Consider the following 21,357-nt stretch of genomic DNA (forward strand, 5'->3'; position numbering starts at 1 on the left):
AATTTAAATTAATAAAGAATTGTCAGGGGTAATTATTTGATTACCCCTGACAAAAGATTTACTTATCGCCAGTTCCACAAGAGGAGCCGCAAGCCGAGGGCTTTGGCTGTTCATCAGATGCACCGCATGCTGAAGACTGAGGTTTCTTATCGTCACCTCCACAAGAAGAACCACAACCTGATGTTGCAAACGACATTTGTGATCCGGCAAAGAAACTTTGAGCACTACGACGGGTGAAATAACTATTGATTCCTGCCCAGCCATTTAAAACATTAAGTCTACTCATAATAATTACTGTTTTAACGATTACGAGGTAAAAGTAAGCTAAATGAAAAAAGTGGGCTATATGGTGTGTTACTTACTATTAAGGTTAGTAATATTGATTAATAAGACTTTATATCAATGTTAAATATAATTAATTGTTAAAATCTAAAATACTGACATCCAAAGTATTGTCTCAATGGAATTTTATATACCTTTGTGGCTAAATATACATATAAAATGTATGAGACAACTAGATTTGAAATATCCGACATGCCCGATTCGTAATATATTGAGTCGGTTTAGCGATAAGTGGTCTTTATTAGTATTATGCTCTTTAGAAGCAAATGGTACACTGAGGTATAAAGAATTGAATAAAGCAATACCTGATATATCTCAGAAGGTATTAGCTGGGACACTCAGAAAACTCGAAGAAGACAAACTAATTGTTCGCAAGGTATATGCAGAAGTACCACCAAGAGTTGAGTACTCATTAACTAAAATGGGGATGGATGTATTACCTGCTATTCAAATGATGATAGGTTGGGCCCAAGAACATTTTGATGAAATTGTTAATGAATAAATATATTGTAATGTCAACAGTAGTTCAAGACGATAAAAGAAAAGTTACAACACACCGCCTGAAAGAGAAGAAAGATCGTGGTGAAAAAATATCTATGCTCACAGCATATGATTATTCTATGGCTTCAGTAATTGATCAGGCTGGAATGGATGCCATATTAGTTGGAGATTCTGCTTCAAACGTTATGGCGGGTAATGTTACAACTTTACCAATGACATTGGATCAAATCATTTATCATGGTGTGTCGGTAATGAGAGCCGTTAAACGAGCACTAGTGGTTGTGGATATGCCGTTTGGAACTTGTTCAGGTAATCCTGAAAGATCTTTAGAAGCCGCCATTCGTATAATGAAGGAAACTGGTGCTGATGCCCTTAAAATCGAAGGAGGAGAAGAAATAATAGAAGATATTAAAAAGATTATTAGTGCAGGAATTCCGGTGATGGGACATTTGGGATTAATGCCACAATCCATTAATAAATATGGTACTTACACTGTAAGGGCCAGAGAAGAGGAGGAAGCTAATAAACTTGTACGTGATGCTAAATTGTTAGAACAAATTGGATGTTTTGGAATCACATTGGAAAAAATACCGGCTCAATTAGCAAAAAAAATAACAGAAACAGTCTCTATTCCAATAATAGGTATCGGAGCCGGATCATTTGTTGACGGACAAGTTCTTGTGATGCATGATATGTTGGGGATAAATAATAGCTTTTCTCCTAAATTCCTAAGAAAATATGAGAATTTGAATGAGATTATAACCAATGCTGTTAAGCATTATATTGCGGATATAAAAAGCAATGACTTTCCCAATGAAAATGAGTCGTATTAGAAGAATCTATATTGCAGCTTTGGCAGTTGAGAGGTTATTACCTGCAAGATTCATTTCTTCCCTTAAAATTTAAAATCTCAGCCTAATGCTGGGGCTTTTCTAGATACCAGCCATCATGGTGAAACCATGGCGATGAGCCCTTAGAGGTCACCGTATTCTACATCACTAAGGATGGCCAGGCCTTTTCCATACCTGAGAAATAAATTAAGAATAACTAAAAGAGAGAAAAGTAACAGTCAACATCCAAATGAAGTTCGAGAGATTTCCAGATACGTTCATCCAGGGTACCTGTGTTACCAATCCGATCCAGCTTGACGGCGGTGCTGTGATGGAGTCCAGCACTCATTGTTATGAGGAGGAGGGATACATGTTCCTTCAAGAACACCTGCTGCTCATGCTCCTTGAAGGAGAATTCACCTATTATTATGGTGACGAGACATTCGAGCTCCATCCTGATGAGATGATCCTGTTCCAGAAAAATACTCAGATACGCTATAAGAGGGTTGGTAACCATCAAAATGCTGACCGGATAGACTGTCTTATGTTTGCCATCAAGGATGATTTGCTTAGAGAATTTGTTTCTACCCAGCTGGTGGAGATAGAAAAAGACCGTGAGGACTATACCAATGGCGTATGCCGGATGGATGATCGTCTGATAGCAGCAGTTCACTCGCTCCGCCCGTTCTTTGAACTTCCATCTGGTATCAATCCCGGACTCATCCGCCTAAAGGTCATGGAAATATTATATGACGTAATGTTGTGCAGTGCGACGATGTTCAGTCGAATTCTGCAAATGCGAGAGCCTGTCAAGACAGATATCCACCGTATAGTGGAACTGAACTACACCTCCCCTATAACACTGGATGAACTTGCTTATCTCTCGGGAAGAAGTCTGTCAAGCTTCAAACGTGATTTTCAGGGCATTTATAATGAAACTCCGGCCAAATGGATCCGGGAGCGCAGGCTGGATCGGGCATATCACATGTTGAAGGAGACATCCATGACAGTAGCTGATGTATGCTATGCAGTAGGTTATGAGAACCCGAACCATTTCTCTCGGCTGTTCAAAAACAGGTACGGGAAAGCACCTTCAGAGGCCAGAAAATCGGGAAAAGAAGATTGATCGAAATAGTGAGAAAGGTTGAACCGAATAGTCACGTTGCATGAGCCTTGAGTTAGTACCTTTACATCCGTAAACTAAAGAAAGAAATTAAAAACATGCACTTTTCAAGTGACATCAACCGTCCGCCTTACGAGGCTCAGGACGCTTATCTTGAGGTAACAAGTGGTAGTAGCCACGACACATGTGATTTCAGTTCTTTCTACAAGGACGCACGCCTCAAGCCTGAGCATGTGACCATGCCTGCACCTATCCGTGGCTACCTTTCTAAGGGCCTAAGCCTTAAGATAGGCGAGCTTTAGCAGCTCATTGACCATGGTGAAACTTGGCTGCGCTACTGTCGTGATCGTGTCATGGACTGTAAACTATAATAAAAGAGTGGTATCTCCCCTGACTATGTCGATGCCATTATCATAGTGGACAACTGGCTGCCAGGGTTTGATATGAACCGCCAGATAAGTATAGACCCAGTCAAGCATGTCAACGAACGGTAGCAAGGATAGCTGAGGATTTGGATGAGCAAGTTGTTTTTACTCAACACTGTGTTTCCAACTTCTAGCATGGTCCGCATTTCCCAGTGGAAGCCCGGGCCAATTCACCATCACGGCTGCCTGTGTCGGCTGCGGTAGATGTACCAAAATCTTTTCATGGGGTAATTACAGGTTGGTTAATGGTAAGACAGAGGCCAGTGGTAAATGCGAATATTGTTTTGTCTGAGTGCAGAACTGTCCGCAGAAGGGCGATGTCCTGACTGATGGCGAAGTCAATCCGAAGACCTGTTATCGCAATCACAACATTTCATTAAATGAAATTATAGAATCAAATAATCAAAATTAAAAATTTAGAATTATGCCACACATTAACATTAAGTGCTATCCAAAGCACCTTTCAGAACAAGAGTTCAAGAACTTCATTACAGACTTAACCGAACTTGCAGAAAAGCATCTCAATGCTGGTGAGGGTGATATCTCTATCAACTATACAGAGGTTCCTGCAGAGAACTGGAAAGTCGAAGTATACGATAAGGATATCAAACCAAATCTCAACCATCTAGCCAAGAAGCCAGGATATGAGATATAATGATAGCCTTGCATCTGTTAAGCAAATTCCGTAACATTAAAAAAGACAATATTATGATCAGATTAAATGTAGTATTCACATTAAAGGGCAATGTAAATCCTAAGGATGTACTTGAAATCACCAACGAACTTGTTGCCAAGTCACGTCAGGATGAAGGTAATATCTCTTATGATCTCTACCAGAGTTCGACTGACCCGAAGGTCATGCTCTTCGTTGAAACGTGGGAAAATCAGGAAGTACTCGACAAGCATTCAGCAGCCAGTCACTTCATTTCAGCAGTACCAAAGATTTCTGCCTTGACAGTAGACGGACTGAAGATAGACCGTTTTGAGTTTTAAGTTATAAGATGATAACTTGGCTTCTAGCCCAACAGATAGCAGTACTCTTCCTGATGATGGGATTGGGGCTGCTGCTTGTGCTCTTCGGACTTAACCAGTCCGAAGACAGCTGTGTATTATCCCTTATCACTATCTATCTGATAACCCCTTGTGTAATACTTAAGGCTTTTCAGATAGATTATACACCAGAGGTACGTGATGGTTTTCTACTGGCCATAATAGCTGCCATAGCCATCCATGCCATTCTATTTATAGTTGTTTGGCTGCTATCGTTCATCTTTCATTTCGATGCAGTCGAGAAGACATCCATCATCTATTCCAACAGTGGTAATCTGATCATTCCGCTGGTGGTTTCTGTGCTGGGCAATGACTGGGTTATTTATGCAAGTGCGTTTCTTTGCGTGCAGCTGTTTTTCATTTTCACACACTGCCAGTCCATGATGAAAGGGCAGACGATGTTTAATTTTAAGCGTCTGCTGACCAATATCAACCTCATAGCTATCATTATAGGATTAGGACTGTTCATCGGTGGAGTACACATGCCAAAGATACCTTATGATGCCGTAAGTAATATTGCGGTATGTATCGGACCAGTCAGCATGATAATGTTAGGTATGATCATTGCCTCCGTGGACTGGAAACAAGTGATGACCTATAAGCGCCTGTATCTGGTAACGCTGATGAAGATGATTTTTATCCCTTTAATCATACTCCTATTTCTGAAATACTCGGGTATGGATGCAATGGCAAAAGAAGGCCGGATGATACTGCTCATATCCCTTCTGGCAGTCATCACACCGTCAGCCACCATGGTTACGCAGTTTGCCCAGATTTATCAAAGGGATGAGAAATATGCAGGTAGTATCTGTGCCGTGACAACTATTATCTGTATTATCACGATGCCGCTCATGATATGGCTGTATATGAACTAAAAAATTAATTTGACTAATAAGAATAGAATACAAGGCATGATTTATCGTTGATGGGGACAAGTGCATCAGCTGTGGAAAATGTGTGAACGTCTGCTCTGGAATGATTCTTGAGTTGCAAAATGGTATGATCAGGTAGACAGATCCGGATTCCTTTCTTTTGGTACTATTGTCAGAACAATTCAAACCCATTACCTGGAAATTGTAAACTTCTTTCATAACAGGGCAACCAATGCTGCCAGTGAATCTTTCAAAGCAAAGATTAAAGCTTTCAGAAGGGTATTTAGAGGTGTAAAGGACAAAGCTTTCTTTTTATTTAGAGTATGTAAATTAAATGCATAATATTAATCCCTCAACTTTTTACGTTGATCCGAGGGAAGGGGATAGGAGAGATGGATATACTAAATAAAAAAAGAGGAATCCGTTTGGATTCCTCTTTTGAGAGCGGAAGACGGGGCTCAAACCCGCGACCCTCAGCTTGGAAGGCTAATGCTCTATCAACTGAGCTACTTCCGCAAGTAGTTAGTGGGCAGTGATGGATTCGAACCACCGAAGACGAAGTCAGCTGAGTTACAGTCAGCCCCATTTGGCCACTCTGGTAACTGCCCCCATTATTTTCTATTGCGTTGCAAAGGTACGATTAATTTTGTAACTTGCAAGAAAAATCTATCATTTTTATTGCAGTAATTGCAGCTTCATCACCTTTATTTCCATGCTTACCTCCGGCACGGTCTTCAGACTGCTCCATAGTATCGGTAGTTAATAGCCCGAAAATGAATGGAATATCATACATAAGATTGAGTTCGGTAACCCCCTGAGTAACTCCCGAACAAACGTAATCAAAATGCGGTGTATCACCTTTTACTACACATCCAAGTATAATTACAGCATTTAAATCCTTGCTTTCGGCCAATCTTTTTGCTCCGAAAGTCAATTCGAAGCTTCCGGGTACGCGTCCAACAATGATGTTTTCTGATTTTACACCATGTTTTTCCAACGTGCTGATAGCTCCTACAAGTAATTTCTCTGTAATATTTTTATTCCACTCAGCCACTACTATACCAATAGTCATCTCCGATGCATCGGGAACGCTGTCGAAGTCGTAAGCTGATAAATTTTGATAAGCTGTTGCCATTCTTTTTTTTATTAAAAATTAGAGGATGCCCTGATAAAAGACATCCTCTGTTTATAATCTGTTTTTTATAATTATTTTGCCGATGCGCGGGCAATATACTTGTCTATGTCTGCTGCTTCAAGAGAATTGAAATATTTTTCCTTGATAGTAGTGTATGCCTTAACAGCATCCTTCGGTTGATTCAGGCTTTCGTAAGCTAAACCGGCCTTTTTCAGATAAACCGGACTGATAACTTCATTGTCTGCCTGTGAAGCTGCTTTTTCGAAATAGCCGATTCCATCTTTTACTTTGCCTTCGTTAACAAGACAATCGCCAATCAGACCTGTTACAGAAGGAGCAATCATTTTATCGCTTCCGTCGTACGATTTTAAAAGATCCAATGCTTTCTTAGTGTCTCCTAATTTAAAATAACAGATACCTGCATACGCCTTGGCAAGGTTTGCTGCGTCTGTTGTACCGTAATCGTCAATTATAGCTTCAAAGCCAGGATAATCAGCCCCGTTGCCGTTTAAGGCCAATGCAAAAGAATCCTGTGCGAAATATTGTTCACCTTTAAACATGGCTGCATTTGCTTTCTTTTCCTGAGGAACCAAATATGCATAGTTAAAGCCAACAAAAGCGCCAACAACAACTGCTATTGCAACAACGCCGTAAATAATTTTTTTAGTGTTCTTTTCGATGAATTCTTCAGTGCGCGAAACGATTACTCCGATTTCCGCTTCTGTGTGGGTGCCATTTCCGTTAGTAGCCATAATATTTTTTTGTTATTTATTAGTTTGCCTAATCGCATCAATTACTTTATTCAAAGCGCAAAAGTAAATTTTTTTAATGAAATAAGCTAAACTTATAGTATATTTTTTACGTATAAGATTAAATGCTCACTTGTTGGCATCTCTTTTTATTTTAACTTTGTAAATCAAAACGAGCAACAGATGATACTTAAGAGGCTTTCTATCCTAAATTACAAAAATATACGGCAGGCAGAGGTTGCTTTTTCACCCAAAATGAATTGTTTTTTTGGAAATAATGGAATGGGAAAAACAAACTTGCTGGATGCCATTCATTACCTTTCCTTTTGTAAAAGTTACCTGAATACTCCCGAAAGTCTACTTGTTACAACCGACGAAGAATTATGTGTCCTTCAGGGTGCTTATTTATATGAAGGGCGTGATGAAGATATTTTTTGCTCCATCCGCAGGAAGTCACGCAAACAATTTAAAAGGAATAAGAAAGAATACGATAAATTATCCGATCATATCGGATTACTGCCATTGGTCATGGTTTCGCCGGCCGATTCAGAACTGATTCAGGGTGGGAGCGACGAACGTCGTAAATTCCTTGATATGATCATCTCCCAACAAGATAAGAATTACCTGCATGCCCTTATTCAATATAACAAAGCATTGATGCAACGGAATGTGCTGCTTAAAAATCAGGTTACAGATTATTCGTTGTTCGAAGTTTTGGAAATGCAGATGGAGCTTTACGGCTCAAAAATATATAAGGATAGAGTCCGGTTGGTTGAAGAACTCACGCCTTTGTTCAACTCATATTATCAGACCATATGCAGTTCGTCCGAATGTGTGGGACTTACCTATATTTCGCAGTTGTCGGACTGCGGACTGGCCGAATTGCTTCAGCAATCCCGCGAAAGGGATCGTTACCTCGGTTATACGTCGTCTGGTGTACATAAGGATGATCTGGAAATGACATTAAGCGGGCAGCTGATTCGCCGTGTGGGGTCGCAGGGACAAAATAAAACATTTCTGATTGCTTTAAAACTGGCTCAGTTTGCCTTGTTGGCCAAAAAAGGAAATACGCTTCCGGTTTTATTGCTGGATGATATTTTTGATAAGCTGGATGCAAGCAGGGTGGAACAGATTATAAAGCTTGTTTCGGGCGAAGGCTTCGGTCAGATTTTTATTACCGACACCAACCGTAAATACCTCGACGAGATACTGGAGGCGATGGATCATGCGTATTGTTTGTTTAAAGTGGAACAGGGTGAGGTGTGCCCTTTGGAAGAAGAAAATGAAACGAAATAATACACAGAAGCTGGGCGAACTGCTCCGTGATTTTTTCGAAGATAATACGGAGCTTTACGAAAAGATGATGGAAATACGCATCCGGCGGGCCTGGCAGGAGGTGCTCGGTCCGATGGTTTTGCAATATACACGTAATGTATATGTAAAGGACAAAGTGCTTTATGTATCCCTTACATCCTCTGTATTACGGAGTGAACTGGTGCTGTGCCGCGAAAAATTAGTGAAGAGTCTGAACGACTATGCCGGTTCTCAGGTGATAAGAGATATCGTAATCCGTTGAATTTACTGTTATATAACCTTCGATTCGGTAATCACAACATCCATAGGAACATCGAACGACTCGGAGGGAACTTCTTCTATAAGCTGAAATTCGTAGCAGATTCCTATTTTACATGCCTGCGAATGTTTCAACAGCTTATCGTAATACCCTTTACCTCTTCCCATGCGGTTCCGGTTTTTATCAAATGCAACACCGGGAACAATTATGAGTGAAATATCACTTACATCTACGGGGTGATTACTTGCCGGTTCCAGAATTCCGAAAACTCCTGCTTTCAGGTTATCCGGACCGTGATAGGGTTGCAGCTTCAGGAAATCGTTCTCAATTACGGGCAGATATAATTGTTTTGTTTTGTGCCATTTGTTGATAAATGATTCGGTTTGTACTTCACCCGGTATGGCATGGTATATAGCAATCGATCTTGCATTTCTGAATTGGTCGGTTTCTTCCAGTTTAGAAAGAATCAAAGCCGACATCTTTTCCTGCCATTCCATTGTATGATTCTTTTTCAAATGGGCGATCTCTTTCCGAATTGTCTTCTTAATCTCTTTCTTATCCATTGACTATAGCATTTAATTTTATTTGTACGAAAATATAAAGGAGAGGGGTGATCCTCTCCTTTATACTGATATACTATTAAAAACAAATAGATGTCCTTATTGTTTTGCCTGCTTGGGTGCCTGCGGCATCGATTTTCCTTGCTCAATCACTTCAACAGCCTTAAGCAGGGTTACATCGTCCTTCAAAAAGATTGGGTAGAACCCTTCGTCATTAAAGAAGTTACGTACAATATACGAATGCAGCTGGTTCTCAATAAGCTTGGCCGAGATATTGATCAGGGTAACGCGCTTGCGAATGCCTTTGGATACTGCATAGTTTGTAAACTTGTCTAATAATGGCTGCTTTTTCAGGTAGTTATATAATTCCTGATAGGTTTTGAATGATGATAGTTTTTCTCTGTTATTATCAGAATATTCCAATGTAAAGAGATTCAATACGCCGGAATTTATCACATTGCTGAAGTAGGAGGTGACTCCCGAAGTATCGCGTGGAATAAAGATATCAGGCATGATACCTCCGCCACCATATACCGTTCGTCCCAGCGAGGTCTGATATTTCAACGAATTGTTAATCTTGATACTGTCGGCCGAATCAAACTCTCCATGCATGAAGCGGTTGAAAAGATCCTGATCGTATTCGTCAGTCTTACCCAGTTCGTAATCCTTTTGTATACATCTTCCCGAAGGGGTATAGTAACGGGCGATGGTAAGGCGCAAAGCCGATCCGTCACTCAGCGGAATCTGAGATTGAACCAAACCTTTACCGTAGGTACGTCTGCCGATTATAAGTCCCCTGTCGTTGTCCTGGATTGCTCCGGCAAAGATCTCGCTGGCAGAACCGGAGAATTCGTCCGTAAGTACAACAATAGGAGCATCCTGGCAAGTTCCGGTTCCGTTTGCATACACATCGTTTCTTGGGAAGGCTTTACCCTCTGTGTAAACAATCAGTCGGCCGTTTGCCATAAATTCGTTTATCATGTTGATAGCCGCATCCATATATCCTCCGGTATTACCCCGAAGATCTATAATGAAACTCTTGCAATTTTGCTGCTTCAGTTTTGCTATGGCTGTAATAAATTCGTTGTAGGTTGTTCTTGCGAATTTATTTACCTTGATGTAACCGACACCTTCGCGAACAACATAAGCTACATCTACCGAGTTAACCGGTACATCGCCGCGGGTAACATTAAAATAAAGCAGATCCTGTGAGGTGCTTCGCTTGATACCCAGTTTTACGACACTATTCTTTGCCCCACGCAAGGTTTTCATGATTTTACCCTGACTGCTGTTGTTGCCTGCAAACAGAGAGTCGTTGATGGTTATGATACGGTCGCCCGCCAATAATCCTGCCTTCTCGGAAGGACCTCCCGGAATAACACTTATCACCAGAATTGTATCGGTCTGCAGATTAAAAGACACGCCGATGCCGCTGAATGAACCTTCAAGCTCTTCGTTCACCATCTGTGCATCCGCAGCAGGTATATAACCCGAGTGAGGATCCAGTTCGCTGAAAATCTTTGGAATAGCTCCTTCCACCAGTTGACTCATATTTACCGTATCCACATACTGTTCGTCAATGATGTCCAGAATGGCATTGATCTTATTTCCGCTGGCATAGCTGCGGAATTTTCCGGTTGAAATGGAAAGATAGTGGTTCCCGATAAATATACCCAAGGCAATGCTTGCGGCAATGATGACAGGCAACCAGATAGCAATTCTCTTATTCTTATCCATAAGATTGTATCTATTATTCGTTTAAATCAATATAGGAAAGTTCAATGCCGGCACGGGATAGCAGATTGCATCCATCTTCTACGCGGTATTTCTCTGAATATACGACGCGCCTGATACCCGACTGAATAATGAGTTTGGCACATTCTATACAGGGGGCGGAGGTGATGTATATGGTGGCATCCTTGCTGCTGTTTGACGAAGCCGCTACCTTGGTGATCGCATTTGCCTCGGCATGAAGAACATAAGGTTTGGTAACATTGAATTCGTCTTCACATACATTCTCGAATCCGGATGGTGTGCCGTTATAACCATCCGAAATAATCATCTGGTCTTTAACAATCAGAGCGCCTACCTGTCTGCGTTTGCAGTATGAATTTTCAGCCCAGATGGCAGCCATTCGCAGGTATCGTTTGTCTAATTCCAGTTGTTTATCAGTCTTTTCGCTCATATGATCACATATTTTAAGGTACAGGTTAATGGTTGAGAGCGTACCATTATGAAAGAATAACGGTACGCTATTGAATTCTCTGTACATTCAAGCCACAAAAATAGCGATATTTAGCTTAGTTGTAGTCAGTTTTAGTATTAATTTTTAATACCATTCCTTTTTAACAATGCGTTAATTTCGGGTTTCTGACCGCGAAAGCGGATATACAGTTCCATAGGGTCTTCTGTTCCACCTTTTGAAAGTATGTTTTTGTAGAATGAGCCTGCCACCTCTTTGTTAAATATTCCGGCTTCCTTAAAGGCCGCAAATGCATCGGCATCAAGTACTTCGGCCCATTTGTATCCATAGTATCCGGCTGCATAACCTCCGGAAAAGATATGTCCGAAACTGCTGCTCATCAAAGTACCATCCACTTCCGGAAGTATAGAGGCTGCCGACCAGGCATTCTTTTCAAATTTAGTTACGTCTCCGTCAAAAGGTTGGGTTAGCGTATGCCAGGCCATATCGAGCATGCCGAAACTTAGCTGGCGGCAGCATTGATAGCCTGTATTGAAATTCGAAGCGTCTACCAATTTCTGTACCATCTCCTGAGGAATCTTCTCTCCGGTCTGATAATGGATAGCGATCTGGTCGAGGAATTCCTTCTCCGTAAGCCAGTTTTCCATTATCTGCGATGGAAGCTCAACAAAATCTCTGTAAACATTGGTACCCGACAGACTTGCATAGGTTCCCTTGGCAAGCATACCATGGAGTGCATGTCCGAATTCGTGCAAGAGTGTATTCACTTCATCGAAAGAGAGCAGCGATGGTTTCGTATCCGTAGGCATGGTGAAGTTCATCACGATCACAACCTGTGGACGGCTGTCTTTACCATTTTCGAAATATTGTTCTTTTACACTGTTCATCCAGGCACCGGACTGCTTCCCTTCCCTTGGGAAGAAGTCGGTATATAATACGGACAGAAATTTTCCATCGGCATCATATACTTCGTATGTATTTACATCGGGGTGATAGACCGGGATGTTTTTGTTTTCCTTAAATGTGATGCCATACAGTTGGGTAGCCAATCCGAACACACCCTTCTGAACCTGCTTCAGCTCAAAATAGGGACGGGTCATCTCGTCGTTGATGTTAAACTTAACATCTTTGAGTTTTTCAGAATAATAGCTCCAGTCCCAGGGCATGATGTCGAAGTTTTTCTTTTCCATTCCCAATGCAAATCCCTGTACCGCATTATATTCGTTCACTGCTACCGGTTTGTAAGCTGCCAGTAATTTGTCTGTCAGCTCGTATACCGCTTCCGGTTTTTGGGCCATTCTTCTTTTTAAGGTATATTCTGCAAAGGAATTATATCCCATCAGCCGGGCAATGGCAAGGCGCGTGTTTACAATATTCTTGATGTTTTCCTTGTTATCATACTCATCCCCTTTATTACCCACAGCCATATTTGCGAGGTAAAGTTCTTTGCGCAGCTCTCTGTTGTCTGCATACCGCATAAAAGGAACATAGCTGGGAGCGGACAGCGTGAACATCCAACCTGTCTTACCTTTCTCCTTTGCCTTTAGTGCAGCCGCATCAATCACTCCCTGAGGCAATCCGGCTAACTGATCCTCCGAGGTTAGCAACAGCTCGTATCTGTTTTCGTCTTTTAATACGTTCTGATCGAATTTAAGGGTGAGTTTACTTAATTCGGTACTTAGTTCCCTGTATTTTGCTTTATCTTCGGCCGAAAGGTTTGCTCCACGTACTGAAAACGCATAATAGGTCTCTTCCAGCAGTTTAGCCTCTTCTGTGGAAAGATGTAGTTTGTCTTTCTGTTCGTACACAGCTTTTACCCTGGCAAATAGCTTTTCGTTGAGGTAGATGTTGTTAGAGCTTTCCGACAACTTGGGTGAAATGCGTTCGGATATCTCCATCATTTCATCGTTGCTTTCCGCACTCAGTACATTATAGAATGCCGAACTTACTTTGGTTAATAATTTACCGCTGTATTCGAGCGCTTCTATGGTGTTCTTGAATGTAGCAGGCTGGGGATTGCCGGCAATGGATTCAACCTCCTGTGCTAATTGTTTTATTCCCTCATCAAAAGCCGGTTCGTAATGTTCCGTTTTGATTTTGTTAAAAGGCGGCGTTTCAAATGGCGTTTTATATTTACTGAAAAAAGGATTTGAAGCCGCTTGTGTCATATTTGTCATAGTTAAAAATAATACTAGGATAATAAATAATTGTCTCATAAGATATTGTAATTAAGGAAATGAATGCAAAGATGCGAAAACCTTTTCAAAAAACCGCCATATGTTCATACTATGTATTATCTCTCAATTCTAAAAAAAACTGAAAATGAATTTGTTTATTCTACATATTAGTGATATATTTGGTACATAAATAAGAAGAAAACCAGTTAGCATCTAACTTAAAACCAACTATCAGTATGAGTTATCTTAAATTCGATAAGACAGTAATGATAAACCTCGAGGAGTCTCTTAGACGGGAAATTCTGCGGACGAATCGAAACGGTGCTTATCATTGTACGACTGTGGTGGATTGCAACACTCGAAAATATCATGGGCTGCTTGTAATGCCCTTGCCCGAACTTGATGATGATAACCACGTTTTGCTATCGTCATTGGATGAAACTGTTATTCAGCATGATGCACCCTTTAATCTGGGGCTTCATAAATATGCCGGAAACAATTATAATCCCAAAGGTCATAAATATATCCGCGAATTTACATGCGATACCGTTCCCAGAACAGTCTATCGTGTGGGAGGTGTGGTGCTTGCCAAAGAAAAGGTGTTCTCCCTTTATGAGAACAGGATAATGATAAAATATACCTTGGAAGATGCCCATTCGGATACAACATTACGTTTCAAACCTTTCCTCGCATTTCGTAACGCAAACAGCCTTGCGCAGGAAAATGGATCTGTAAACAAACTTTATCAGGATGTGCCCAACGGAATAAAGACCTGTATGTACAAAGGGTATCCCGATTTATACATGCAGTTTAATAAGAAGGTGAAATTTGTTTTTGAACCCTATTGGTACAACGGCATCGAATACCTGAAAGAGCAGGAGAGAGGATATCCATATAAGGAAGATCTGTATGTGCCAGGTTATTTTGAAGTTCCGATCAAGAAGGGTGAAACAATCATATTCAGTGCGGGAGTAGGTCCGATTGCAACCAATCAGTTGAAGAAATTATTTGTGCAGGAAGCCGAAGCCCGTACACCGCGTACCAGTTTTTATAATTGTTTGAAAAATTCGGCACAGCAGTTTTATTTCCGTCCCAAGGAAGAAGATGCCTATTTGCTGGCCGGATATCCGTGGTTTAAAGTCAGGGCCCGTGACTTGTTTATATCGTTACCGGGATGTACCTTGTCTATCGACGACCCGGTGAGATTTGAAAAAATAATGCATACGGCCATGCCGGCTATACGGAACTTCATGCAGACCGGCAAGGGGGATGGAGTAATCAGGGAGATTGAGCATCCGGATGTATTCCTGTGGGCGATATGGGCCATTCACCAATATGCGAGAGCCATGGGAATTGACAAAGCGCAAACGCTTTATGCCGATTTCGTGGGAGAGATCATAACCTATTTCCGGGATCAAAAGCATCCGGATATGAAACTCATGGAAAACGGGTTGCTTTTTGCCGAAGGACGGGATAAAACCATTACCTGGATGAATTCAACTATAAACGGCAAACCGGTTGTGGCAAGATCGGGATATATTGTAGAGTTTAATGCCTTATGGTACAATGCGCTTAAGTTCTACAAGGAGCTGGCCGGGGATAAAGCGGACGAGTCTGCAGATGTTCTGATTAATAAGATGGATACCTCTTTTGTAGAGACATTCCTGAACGGATATAATTACCTGCTGGATTCGGTTAGTGGCGGGTATGTGGACTGGAGTGTGCGCCCGAACATGATTTTTACAGTTGCGTTTCCATATTCGCCTCTTAACCGTGTACAGAAAAGAGCGGTTATCGATATTGTAACCAAAGAACTTGTTACACCTAAAGGACTTCGCTCCCTCAGTCCCAAAAGCGAAGGTTATAGACCTAATTATGTCGGGACTCAGAATGAACGGGATTTAGCTTACCATCAGGGTACTGCCTGGCCGTGGTTGTTTGGTGCTTACCTCGAATCGTATCTGAAGATATTTGGAAAAGGTGGAATTTCGTTTGTAGAGCGCATGTTGATAAGTATGGAAGAAGAGATGTCTTTACATTGTATTGGAACCTTGGCGGAAATTTTTGATGGGAATCCTCCCTACACGGGAAGGGGTGCAGTTTCTTTTGCAATGAATGTGGCTGCCATTCTGAGGGTTCTGGAAATGTTGAAAAAGTATAACGCCGAATAAAAATTAAACGATTATGAAAGCACTAATGTTCGGTTGGGAATTTCCTCCGCATATTCTAGGAGGATTGGGAACCGCCAGCTATGGATTAACCCGTGGAATGGCGTTGCAGCCAGATATGGATATTACATTTGTAATTCCTAAACCCTGGGGTGATGAGGATCAGAGTTTCCTGAAGATTGTAGGGGCCTGTAATACGCCTATAGTTTGGCGGGATGTTGATTATAATTATGTGAAGAACAGATTGGGAGAGAAGATGTCTCCCGAGGAGTATTATAAATTAAGAGATAATATCTACGCAGATTTCAGTTATCGGGGGGTGAACGACCTGGGTTGCATTGAATTTTCGGGACGGTATCCCGATAATCTGCTTGAAGAAATAAATAATTATTCCATTGTAGCAGGCGTCATTGCCCGTGCTGAATCTTTTGACGTGATTCATGCACATGATTGGTTGACCTATCCGGCAGGGATACATGCTAAACAAATTTCCGGCAAACCCATGGTTATACATGTGCATGCTACAGATTACGACCGCAGCAGGGGGAATGTAAATCCGGAGGTGTACGCTATTGAGAAAAATGGAATGGATTTTGCCGATCATATTATTACGGTTAGTAACCTCACACGAAATACGGTGATCGAAAAATATCACCAGGATCCGTCTAAAGTAACCACGGTGCATAATGCGGTAGAGCCTTTAAGTCAGGATATTGTTTCCATTCAGGATAAACGGGGTGTGAAAGATAAAGTTGTCACTTTTCTGGGGCGTATCACCATGCAGAAGGGACCTGAATATTTTGTAGAAGCTGCAGCTAAAGTATTGGAAAAGGCTGATAATGTGCGTTTTGTTATGGCTGGCAGCGGAGATATGATGGATCAGATGATAAGACTGGCGGCTTCACGGAATATTTCCGACCGTTTTCACTTTACCGGATTTATGAAAGGGAAGCAGGTTTACGAGGTGCTGAAGTCGAGTGATGTTTATGTGATGCCTTCGGTGTCTGAACCTTTCGGAATCTCTCCCCTTGAAGCTATGCAATGCGGGGTGCCTTCTATTATTTCTAAACAGTCGGGTTGCGCCGAGATCCTCGATTACGCTGTTAAAGTGGATTACTGGGATATCGAAGCCATGGCAGATGCCATATATGGCATTATTACCTATCCGGCCATGTATCAATTCCTGAAAGAGGAGGGAAAAAGGGAAGTCGACAATATTAAATGGGAATACGCCGGACAAAAAGTGCGTCGTATTTACGATCAGGTAATGAATAAATAAAATACTAAAAATATAGATATGAAGACGATCTGCTTTTATTTTCAAATACATCAGCCGTTTCGACTTAAAAGATACCGCTTTTTTGATATAGGGAACGACCACTATTATTATGATGATTTCAGTAATGAGGAGATAATCCGCCGCATTGCCGAGAAGTGCTACATCCCTGCCAACCGGACAATTCTGGATATGATAAAAAGTAGCGGCGGAAAGTTTAAAGTGGCTTTCTCCATTTCGGGTACTGCTATCGAACAGATGGAAATCTACGCTCCGGAAGTGATTGATAGTTTCAAGGAGCTGGCTGCAACTGGTAATGTGGAGTTTCTTGCCGAAACTTATTCGCACTCTCTGGCATCGTTGGCCGACAAAGAGGAATTTAAGGACCAGATACGGATGCATAAAGAAAAGATACATTCATTGTTTGGTGTAACTCCTAAAGTATTTCGTAATACCGAACTGATTTATTCGGATACAATATCCGAATGGGTTTACAAGGCTGGATTTAAAGGAATGATCACCGAAGGAGCCAAGCACGTATTAGGATGGAAAAGTCCAAATTATCTATACACATCCAAGGTACAGCCGTTGCTAAAGTTATTACTCAAGAATGACCGGTTTAGTGAAGATATCTCCGACCGATTCAATAACTATGCCTGGAATGAATATCCGCTGACAGCCGATAAGTTTATTTCATGGATTGCAGAGACTCCACCCGAACAACAAATAATAAATTTATTTATGAATTACGAGGTTCTCGGATCATACCATCCCGCTGAATCCGGAATTTTTGATTTCTTTAAGGCATTGCCTCGTTTTGCTGCCGAAAAAGAAATCGGATTTATTTTACCGTCGGAAGCATTCAATCTCCTTAAACCGGTAGATTCGATTTCGGTTCCTTACCCAATGTCGTGGGTTGACGAGGAGCGCGACTGCAGTGCATGGCTGGGTAACCTGCTGCAACAAGAAGCTTTTACCAAGCTGAAAGAAATTGTTGAACGTGTTCGTTTGTGTGAAGACCGGCGCATCAGGCAAGACTGGAATTATCTGCAGAGCAGCGACCATTTTTACTATATGAGCACCAAACATATGGGAGGCGGTGCATTTAGTCCGTACGATAATCCATACGAGGCTTTCAATAACTACATGAATGTTTTATCCGACTTTATTTTACGGGTTGAAGCCCAATATCCAACATCTATAGAAAACGAAGAGCTTAATTCTTTGCTTACAACTATTAAGAATCAGGGATTGGAGATTGAATCACTAAAAAAAGAATTGGATAAATTTAAAAAGAAAGAAACCGTGACTGAAGTAAAGAAGGGTAAGAAATGAATCCTTTCGAACTCTTTTTGCTATATACAATAAAAGGATGAAACCATAAGTTTCATCCTTTTATTGTATATACAGTTGTCTCTTACTTTATGGCTTCGCGGATGCGAACCAGACGAGTGAGCAATCCTTCCAATAGATCGAGCTGCAGCATATTGGCACCATCGGATTTAGCAACAGATGGTTCAGGATGAGTTTCTATAAACAGGCCGTCTGTTCCAACTGCTATTGCTGCTTTGGCAATGGTTTCAATCAGCTGAGGTAAACCTCCGGTAACACCCGAAGTCTGATTCGGTTGCTGCAATGAATGGGTGACATCCATTATGACCGGAAATCCAAACTCCTGCATTTGAGGTATTCCCCGGTAATCGACCACCAGGTCGGTATAACCAAATGTAGTTCCTCTTTCGGTAATCATTACCTGAGGATTACCGGCGTCTACCACCTTCTGAACCGCAAAAGACATTGCGCCCGGCGAAAGAAATTGTCCTTTCTTAATATTAACTATTTTACCGGTTTGGGCGGCAGCAATAAGCAGATCGGTCTGTCTGCAAAGAAATGCCGGAATCTGCAACACGTCTACATAGTTGGCCGCCATAGCCGCTTCTGCACTTTCATGTATATCTGTTACAGTAGGAATACCGAATGTAGTTCCAACTTTTTGCAGGATTTTCAACGCTTTTTCGTCGCCAATACCTGTAAATGAATCGATACGCGAACGGTTTGCTTTACGGTATGATCCTTTAAAGATATAGGGAATCCCTAATTTGTTTGTAATCGTAACTACCCTTTCGGCAATGCGAAGGGCCATATCTTCTCCCTCAATCACACAAGGGCCGGCCATTAGAAAGAAATTATCGCCGGAAGTTAAATCCTTTACAGAAATCATATGTTTGAAGTTTATTGATTTAACAATGTTATAACAGCCTGGATGTTTTGTTCGGCCGGTAAGGTGGCATCCAGCCAATGGATGGTGAAACCTCGTCGTTCCATTCCCCTGAACCAGGTCATCTGTCTTTTGGCAAATTGATGAATCGCTATTTCAAGCTGCGACACCATTTCTGTATAGGAAAGCTCTCCCAGTACATAAAGGGTGAGGTATTTATATTCCAGACCATAATAAATAAGATCGTCCGGTTTCACACCCTTAGCCAGAATCCCTTTCACCTCGTCCACCATCCCTTCATCCAGTCGGCTTCGTAAGCGTCGGGAAATCTTTTCCCTTCTCAATTCGCGGGAAATATCCAAACCCACTATAAGGCTGCGGATTGGGTCATATCCGGTTGCATCCGGAGCCTGCGTCTTGTAGTATTCTTCAATCTCAATAGCTCTGATAGCCCGTTGAGGCGAATCTACATCCGTTTTATTATGTAATGTTTTGTAAGAGGAAAGCAGCTGTTCAAGTTCGGCAAGCGACTTCCCCTTCAATGATTCACGCAAAACCGGATTGGCAGGAACATCAAGGAGTTTATATCCTTTCAGCACAGCTTCAATATACATCCCTGTACCTCCGCAAAGGACAGGTAGTTTACCCCGATTGCGAATATCCTCGAATGCCCGGAAAAAGGCATGTTGATATTCGAATACATTGTACTTATCACCCGGATCGCAAATGTCAATCAGATGATAAGGCACAGGTTTGCCGTTAATGGTGTAATCGGCCAGGTCCTTTCCTGTACCAATATCCATCGAACGATAAATCTGGCGCGAATCGGCACTGATAATCTCCGAATCGAGACGGGCAGCCAGTGCTGCGGCAAATGATGTTTTGCCCGAAGCGGTTGGCCCTAAAACTGTAATTAATTGATAGCTTTCCATAGCGGAACAAAGGTAATAAAAAAAGCCACACCCCGGAGGATGTGGCTTTGAAACTATATAATACGATGATTATGCGTTTACTTTAGCCATGTGCTGGATCAATTCAACAACCTTGTTTGAATAACCCCACTCATTGTCATACCAGCTAACCAATTTAACGAAGTTTCCGTTCAATGCGATACCTGCTTCTGCATCAAAGATAGAAGTACGAGCGTCGCCAGTGAAGTCTGTAGAAACAACAGCATCTTCAGTATAACCAAGGATACCCTTCATTTCGTTTTCAGAAGCTGATTTGATAGCAGCTTTGATTTCTTCGTAAGTAGCAGCTTTTTCCAAACGAACTGTCAAGTCAACAACAGAAACGTCCAAAGTTGGAACACGGAAAGCCATACCTGTAAGTTTACCGTTCAACTGAGGAATTACTTTACCTACAGCCTTAGCAGCACCTGTAGAAGAAGGGATAATGTTGCCACCAGCAGCACGACCACCTCTCCAGTCCTTAGCAGAAGGACCGTCAACAGTCTTTTGAGTAGCTGTTGTAGCGTGTACTGTAGTCATCAAACCTTCAACGATACCAAATTTATCGTTGATAACCTTAGCCAAAGGAGCCAAACAGTTAGTTGTACAAGAAGCGTTAGAAACGATCTTCTGACCAGCATAAGTATCGTTGTTAACACCCATAACGAACATAGGAGTAGCATCTTTTGAAGGAGCAGACATTACTACATACTTAGCACCAGCCTGGATGTGAGCGTTTGCTTTTTCTTCTGTAAGGAAAAGACCAGTTGATTCAACAACATATTCTGCACCTACAGCATCCCATTTCAAATCAGCCGGATTTCTTTCAGCAGTAACACGGATTACGTTTCCGTTTACAACCAAGTTACCATCCTTAACTTCAACTGTACCATCAAACTGGCCGTGAACTGAATCGTATTTCAACATGTAAACCATGTAATCTACGTCGATCAAGTCGTTGATACCTACAATTTGAACATCGCTCTTAGATTGAGCAGCACGGAAAACTAAACGTCCGATACGGCCGAAACCGTTAATACCTACTTTAATCATTTTTATAAATCTTTATTTGGGTTTTTAAAAAAACTACGCAAAATTAGTGATTTCTGTAATATATGCAAAGTAACAATGTACAAAACGAATGCAAATTGTAACTTATCATCAACAGCCACAAGGAGTGGCACAAGACGCAAACACAACTAACA

General features: G+C 41.5%; 22 protein-coding genes, 2 tRNA genes and 1 pseudogene. 13 read left to right on the forward strand and 12 right to left on the reverse strand.

Features of this window, described 5'->3' with window-relative positions; all coding sequences use genetic code 11:
• Positions 1-58 precede the first annotated feature (58 nt).
• Positions 59-286, reverse strand: a complete 228-nt coding sequence (locus AB7E53_RS03255; protein WP_446774147.1) for a hypothetical protein — start codon at positions 284-286, stop codon at positions 59-61.
• 219 nt (positions 287-505) lie between these two features.
• Here AB7E53_RS03255 and AB7E53_RS03260 point away from each other — a divergent pair, with 219 nt between their 5' ends.
• The 8 genes and pseudogenes from AB7E53_RS03260 to AB7E53_RS03295 all read left to right on the forward strand — a co-directional run.
• Positions 506-844, forward strand: a complete 339-nt coding sequence (locus AB7E53_RS03260; RefSeq protein ID WP_446774149.1) for a winged helix-turn-helix transcriptional regulator — start codon at positions 506-508, stop codon at positions 842-844.
• 10 nt (positions 845-854) lie between these two features.
• Positions 855-1,676: a 3-methyl-2-oxobutanoate hydroxymethyltransferase gene (gene panB, locus AB7E53_RS03265; RefSeq protein ID WP_446774151.1), complete on the forward strand. Its 822-nt coding sequence runs from the start codon at positions 855-857 to the stop codon at positions 1,674-1,676.
• 394 nt (positions 1,677-2,070) lie between these two features.
• Positions 2,071-2,799, forward strand: coding sequence for a helix-turn-helix domain-containing protein (locus tag AB7E53_RS03270; RefSeq protein ID WP_446774152.1), 729 nt, complete (start codon positions 2,071-2,073; stop codon positions 2,797-2,799).
• Positions 2,800-3,645: 846 nt separating this feature from the next.
• The gene (pptA, locus tag AB7E53_RS03275) at positions 3,646-3,876 is read left to right on the forward strand and encodes a tautomerase PptA (RefSeq protein ID WP_446774154.1); all 231 of its coding nucleotides are present in this window, start codon (positions 3,646-3,648) and stop codon (positions 3,874-3,876) included.
• Positions 3,877-3,929: 53 nt separating this feature from the next.
• On the forward strand, positions 3,930-4,214 hold the full coding sequence (locus AB7E53_RS03280) for a putative quinol monooxygenase (RefSeq protein ID WP_446774156.1): 285 nt from the start codon (positions 3,930-3,932) through the stop codon (positions 4,212-4,214).
• Positions 4,215-4,222: 8 nt separating this feature from the next.
• Positions 4,223-5,146 carry an AEC family transporter gene (locus tag AB7E53_RS03285; RefSeq protein WP_446774158.1) on the forward strand — a complete coding sequence of 308 codons (924 nt, stop codon included), beginning with the start codon at positions 4,223-4,225 and terminating at the stop codon, positions 5,144-5,146.
• Positions 5,147-5,189: 43 nt separating this feature from the next.
• Positions 5,190-5,282 carry a 4Fe-4S binding protein gene (locus AB7E53_RS03290; RefSeq protein WP_446774187.1) on the forward strand — a complete coding sequence of 31 codons (93 nt, stop codon included), beginning with the start codon at positions 5,190-5,192 and terminating at the stop codon, positions 5,280-5,282.
• Positions 5,273-5,485 (forward strand): annotated as a pseudogene (locus tag AB7E53_RS03295) (transposase); the annotation flags it as partial. The gene AB7E53_RS03290 and the pseudogene AB7E53_RS03295, both read left to right, overlap by 10 nt.
• Positions 5,486-5,586: 101 nt before the next feature.
• Here AB7E53_RS03295 and AB7E53_RS03300 read toward each other — a convergent pair.
• The 4 genes from AB7E53_RS03300 to AB7E53_RS03315 form a co-directional block, all read right to left on the reverse strand.
• Positions 5,587-5,659, reverse strand: a tRNA-Gly gene (locus tag AB7E53_RS03300).
• Between the two features lie 10 nt (positions 5,660-5,669).
• A tRNA-Tyr gene (locus AB7E53_RS03305) sits at positions 5,670-5,751 on the reverse strand.
• Positions 5,752-5,783: 32 nt separating this feature from the next.
• A complete protein-coding gene (gene ribH / locus AB7E53_RS03310) occupies positions 5,784-6,278 on the reverse strand; it encodes a 6,7-dimethyl-8-ribityllumazine synthase (RefSeq protein ID WP_446774160.1) in 495 nt (164 codons plus the stop codon).
• Positions 6,279-6,349: 71 nt separating this feature from the next.
• The gene (locus AB7E53_RS03315) at positions 6,350-7,030 is read right to left on the reverse strand and encodes a tetratricopeptide repeat protein (RefSeq protein WP_068186757.1); all 681 of its coding nucleotides are present in this window, start codon (positions 7,028-7,030) and stop codon (positions 6,350-6,352) included.
• 180 nt (positions 7,031-7,210) lie between these two features.
• Here AB7E53_RS03315 and recF point away from each other — a divergent pair, with 180 nt between their 5' ends.
• The gene (gene recF, locus AB7E53_RS03320; protein WP_446774162.1) at positions 7,211-8,323 is read left to right on the forward strand and encodes a DNA replication/repair protein RecF; all 1,113 of its coding nucleotides are present in this window, start codon (positions 7,211-7,213) and stop codon (positions 8,321-8,323) included.
• The gene (locus AB7E53_RS03325) at positions 8,310-8,603 is read left to right on the forward strand and encodes a DUF721 domain-containing protein (protein WP_179398750.1); all 294 of its coding nucleotides are present in this window, start codon (positions 8,310-8,312) and stop codon (positions 8,601-8,603) included. The genes recF and AB7E53_RS03325 overlap by 14 nt, the downstream gene beginning before the upstream one ends.
• A gap of 8 nt (positions 8,604-8,611) precedes the next feature.
• Here AB7E53_RS03325 and AB7E53_RS03330 read toward each other — a convergent pair whose 3' ends face one another.
• The 4 genes from AB7E53_RS03330 to AB7E53_RS03345 form a co-directional block, all read right to left on the reverse strand.
• Positions 8,612-9,163: a 5-formyltetrahydrofolate cyclo-ligase gene (locus AB7E53_RS03330; protein ID WP_179398749.1), complete on the reverse strand. Its 552-nt coding sequence runs from the start codon at positions 9,161-9,163 to the stop codon at positions 8,612-8,614.
• Positions 9,164-9,259: 96 nt separating this feature from the next.
• Positions 9,260-10,897: a S41 family peptidase gene (locus AB7E53_RS03335; protein ID WP_350457208.1), complete on the reverse strand. Its 1,638-nt coding sequence runs from the start codon at positions 10,895-10,897 to the stop codon at positions 9,260-9,262.
• Between the two features lie 13 nt (positions 10,898-10,910).
• Positions 10,911-11,345 carry a dCMP deaminase family protein gene (locus AB7E53_RS03340; protein ID WP_079682944.1) on the reverse strand — a complete coding sequence of 145 codons (435 nt, stop codon included), beginning with the start codon at positions 11,343-11,345 and terminating at the stop codon, positions 10,911-10,913.
• A gap of 137 nt (positions 11,346-11,482) precedes the next feature.
• Positions 11,483-13,531: a M3 family metallopeptidase gene (locus AB7E53_RS03345; protein WP_446774189.1), complete on the reverse strand. Its 2,049-nt coding sequence runs from the start codon at positions 13,529-13,531 to the stop codon at positions 11,483-11,485.
• Between the two features lie 245 nt (positions 13,532-13,776).
• Here AB7E53_RS03345 and AB7E53_RS03350 point away from each other — a divergent pair, with 245 nt between their 5' ends.
• The 3 genes from AB7E53_RS03350 to AB7E53_RS03360 are packed head-to-tail and all read left to right on the forward strand — an operon-like array spanning position 13,777 to position 18,319.
• The gene (locus tag AB7E53_RS03350) at positions 13,777-15,711 is read left to right on the forward strand and encodes a glycogen debranching enzyme N-terminal domain-containing protein (RefSeq protein WP_446774164.1); all 1,935 of its coding nucleotides are present in this window, start codon (positions 13,777-13,779) and stop codon (positions 15,709-15,711) included.
• Positions 15,712-15,724: 13 nt separating this feature from the next.
• Positions 15,725-16,987, forward strand: a complete 1,263-nt coding sequence (locus AB7E53_RS03355) for a glycosyltransferase (RefSeq protein WP_079682947.1) — start codon at positions 15,725-15,727, stop codon at positions 16,985-16,987.
• Between the two features lie 18 nt (positions 16,988-17,005).
• Positions 17,006-18,319, forward strand: coding sequence for a glycoside hydrolase family 57 protein (locus AB7E53_RS03360; protein ID WP_079682948.1), 1,314 nt, complete (start codon positions 17,006-17,008; stop codon positions 18,317-18,319).
• An 82-nt stretch (positions 18,320-18,401) separates the two neighbouring features.
• Here AB7E53_RS03360 and kdsA read toward each other — a convergent pair whose 3' ends face one another.
• From kdsA to gap, 3 genes are all read right to left on the reverse strand, one after another.
• Positions 18,402-19,205 carry a 3-deoxy-8-phosphooctulonate synthase gene (kdsA, locus tag AB7E53_RS03365; RefSeq protein WP_079682949.1) on the reverse strand — a complete coding sequence of 268 codons (804 nt, stop codon included), beginning with the start codon at positions 19,203-19,205 and terminating at the stop codon, positions 18,402-18,404.
• Between the two features lie 11 nt (positions 19,206-19,216).
• Complete coding sequence (miaA, locus tag AB7E53_RS03370) at positions 19,217-20,134, reverse strand: tRNA (adenosine(37)-N6)-dimethylallyltransferase MiaA (RefSeq protein ID WP_179398745.1); 918 nt, start codon at positions 20,132-20,134, stop codon at positions 19,217-19,219.
• A gap of 69 nt (positions 20,135-20,203) precedes the next feature.
• Positions 20,204-21,205: a type I glyceraldehyde-3-phosphate dehydrogenase gene (gap, locus tag AB7E53_RS03375; protein ID WP_079682951.1), complete on the reverse strand. Its 1,002-nt coding sequence runs from the start codon at positions 21,203-21,205 to the stop codon at positions 20,204-20,206.
• Positions 21,206-21,357: the final 152 nt, after the last annotated feature.

The sequence above is a fragment of the Macellibacteroides sp. genome, assembly GCF_050251695.1.
Lineage (GTDB): Bacteria > Bacteroidota > Bacteroidia > Bacteroidales > Tannerellaceae > Macellibacteroides > Macellibacteroides fermentans.

Coding starts and splice junctions, on each gene's coding strand:
- AB7E53_RS03255 (WP_446774147.1), bottom strand. CDS start 286: ATGAGTAGACTTAATGTTTTAAATGGCTGGGCAGGAATCAATAGTTAT.
- AB7E53_RS03260 (WP_446774149.1), top strand. CDS start 506: ATGAGACAACTAGATTTGAAATATCCGACATGCCCGATTCGTAATATA.
- panB (WP_446774151.1), top strand. CDS start 855: ATGTCAACAGTAGTTCAAGACGATAAAAGAAAAGTTACAACACACCGC.
- AB7E53_RS03270 (WP_446774152.1), top strand. CDS start 2,071: ATGCTCCTTGAAGGAGAATTCACCTATTATTATGGTGACGAGACATTC.
- pptA (WP_446774154.1), top strand. CDS start 3,646: ATGCCACACATTAACATTAAGTGCTATCCAAAGCACCTTTCAGAACAA.
- AB7E53_RS03280 (WP_446774156.1), top strand. CDS start 3,930: ATGATCAGATTAAATGTAGTATTCACATTAAAGGGCAATGTAAATCCT.
- AB7E53_RS03285 (WP_446774158.1), top strand. CDS start 4,223: ATGATAACTTGGCTTCTAGCCCAACAGATAGCAGTACTCTTCCTGATG.
- ribH (WP_446774160.1), bottom strand. CDS start 6,278: ATGGCAACAGCTTATCAAAATTTATCAGCTTACGACTTCGACAGCGTT.
- AB7E53_RS03315 (WP_068186757.1), bottom strand. CDS start 7,030: ATGGCTACTAACGGAAATGGCACCCACACAGAAGCGGAAATCGGAGTA.
- recF (WP_446774162.1), top strand. CDS start 7,211: ATGATACTTAAGAGGCTTTCTATCCTAAATTACAAAAATATACGGCAG.
- AB7E53_RS03325 (WP_179398750.1), top strand. CDS start 8,310: ATGAAACGAAATAATACACAGAAGCTGGGCGAACTGCTCCGTGATTTT.
- AB7E53_RS03330 (WP_179398749.1), bottom strand. CDS start 9,163: ATGGATAAGAAAGAGATTAAGAAGACAATTCGGAAAGAGATCGCCCAT.
- AB7E53_RS03335 (WP_350457208.1), bottom strand. CDS start 10,897: ATGGATAAGAATAAGAGAATTGCTATCTGGTTGCCTGTCATCATTGCC.
- AB7E53_RS03340 (WP_079682944.1), bottom strand. CDS start 11,345: ATGAGCGAAAAGACTGATAAACAACTGGAATTAGACAAACGATACCTG.
- AB7E53_RS03345 (WP_446774189.1), bottom strand. CDS start 13,531: ATGACACAAGCGGCTTCAAATCCTTTTTTCAGTAAATATAAAACGCCA.
- AB7E53_RS03350 (WP_446774164.1), top strand. CDS start 13,777: ATGAGTTATCTTAAATTCGATAAGACAGTAATGATAAACCTCGAGGAG.
- AB7E53_RS03355 (WP_079682947.1), top strand. CDS start 15,725: ATGAAAGCACTAATGTTCGGTTGGGAATTTCCTCCGCATATTCTAGGA.
- AB7E53_RS03360 (WP_079682948.1), top strand. CDS start 17,006: ATGAAGACGATCTGCTTTTATTTTCAAATACATCAGCCGTTTCGACTT.
- kdsA (WP_079682949.1), bottom strand. CDS start 19,205: ATGATTTCTGTAAAGGATTTAACTTCCGGCGATAATTTCTTTCTAATG.
- miaA (WP_179398745.1), bottom strand. CDS start 20,134: ATGGAAAGCTATCAATTAATTACAGTTTTAGGGCCAACCGCTTCGGGC.
- gap (WP_079682951.1), bottom strand. CDS start 21,205: ATGATTAAAGTAGGTATTAACGGTTTCGGCCGTATCGGACGTTTAGTT.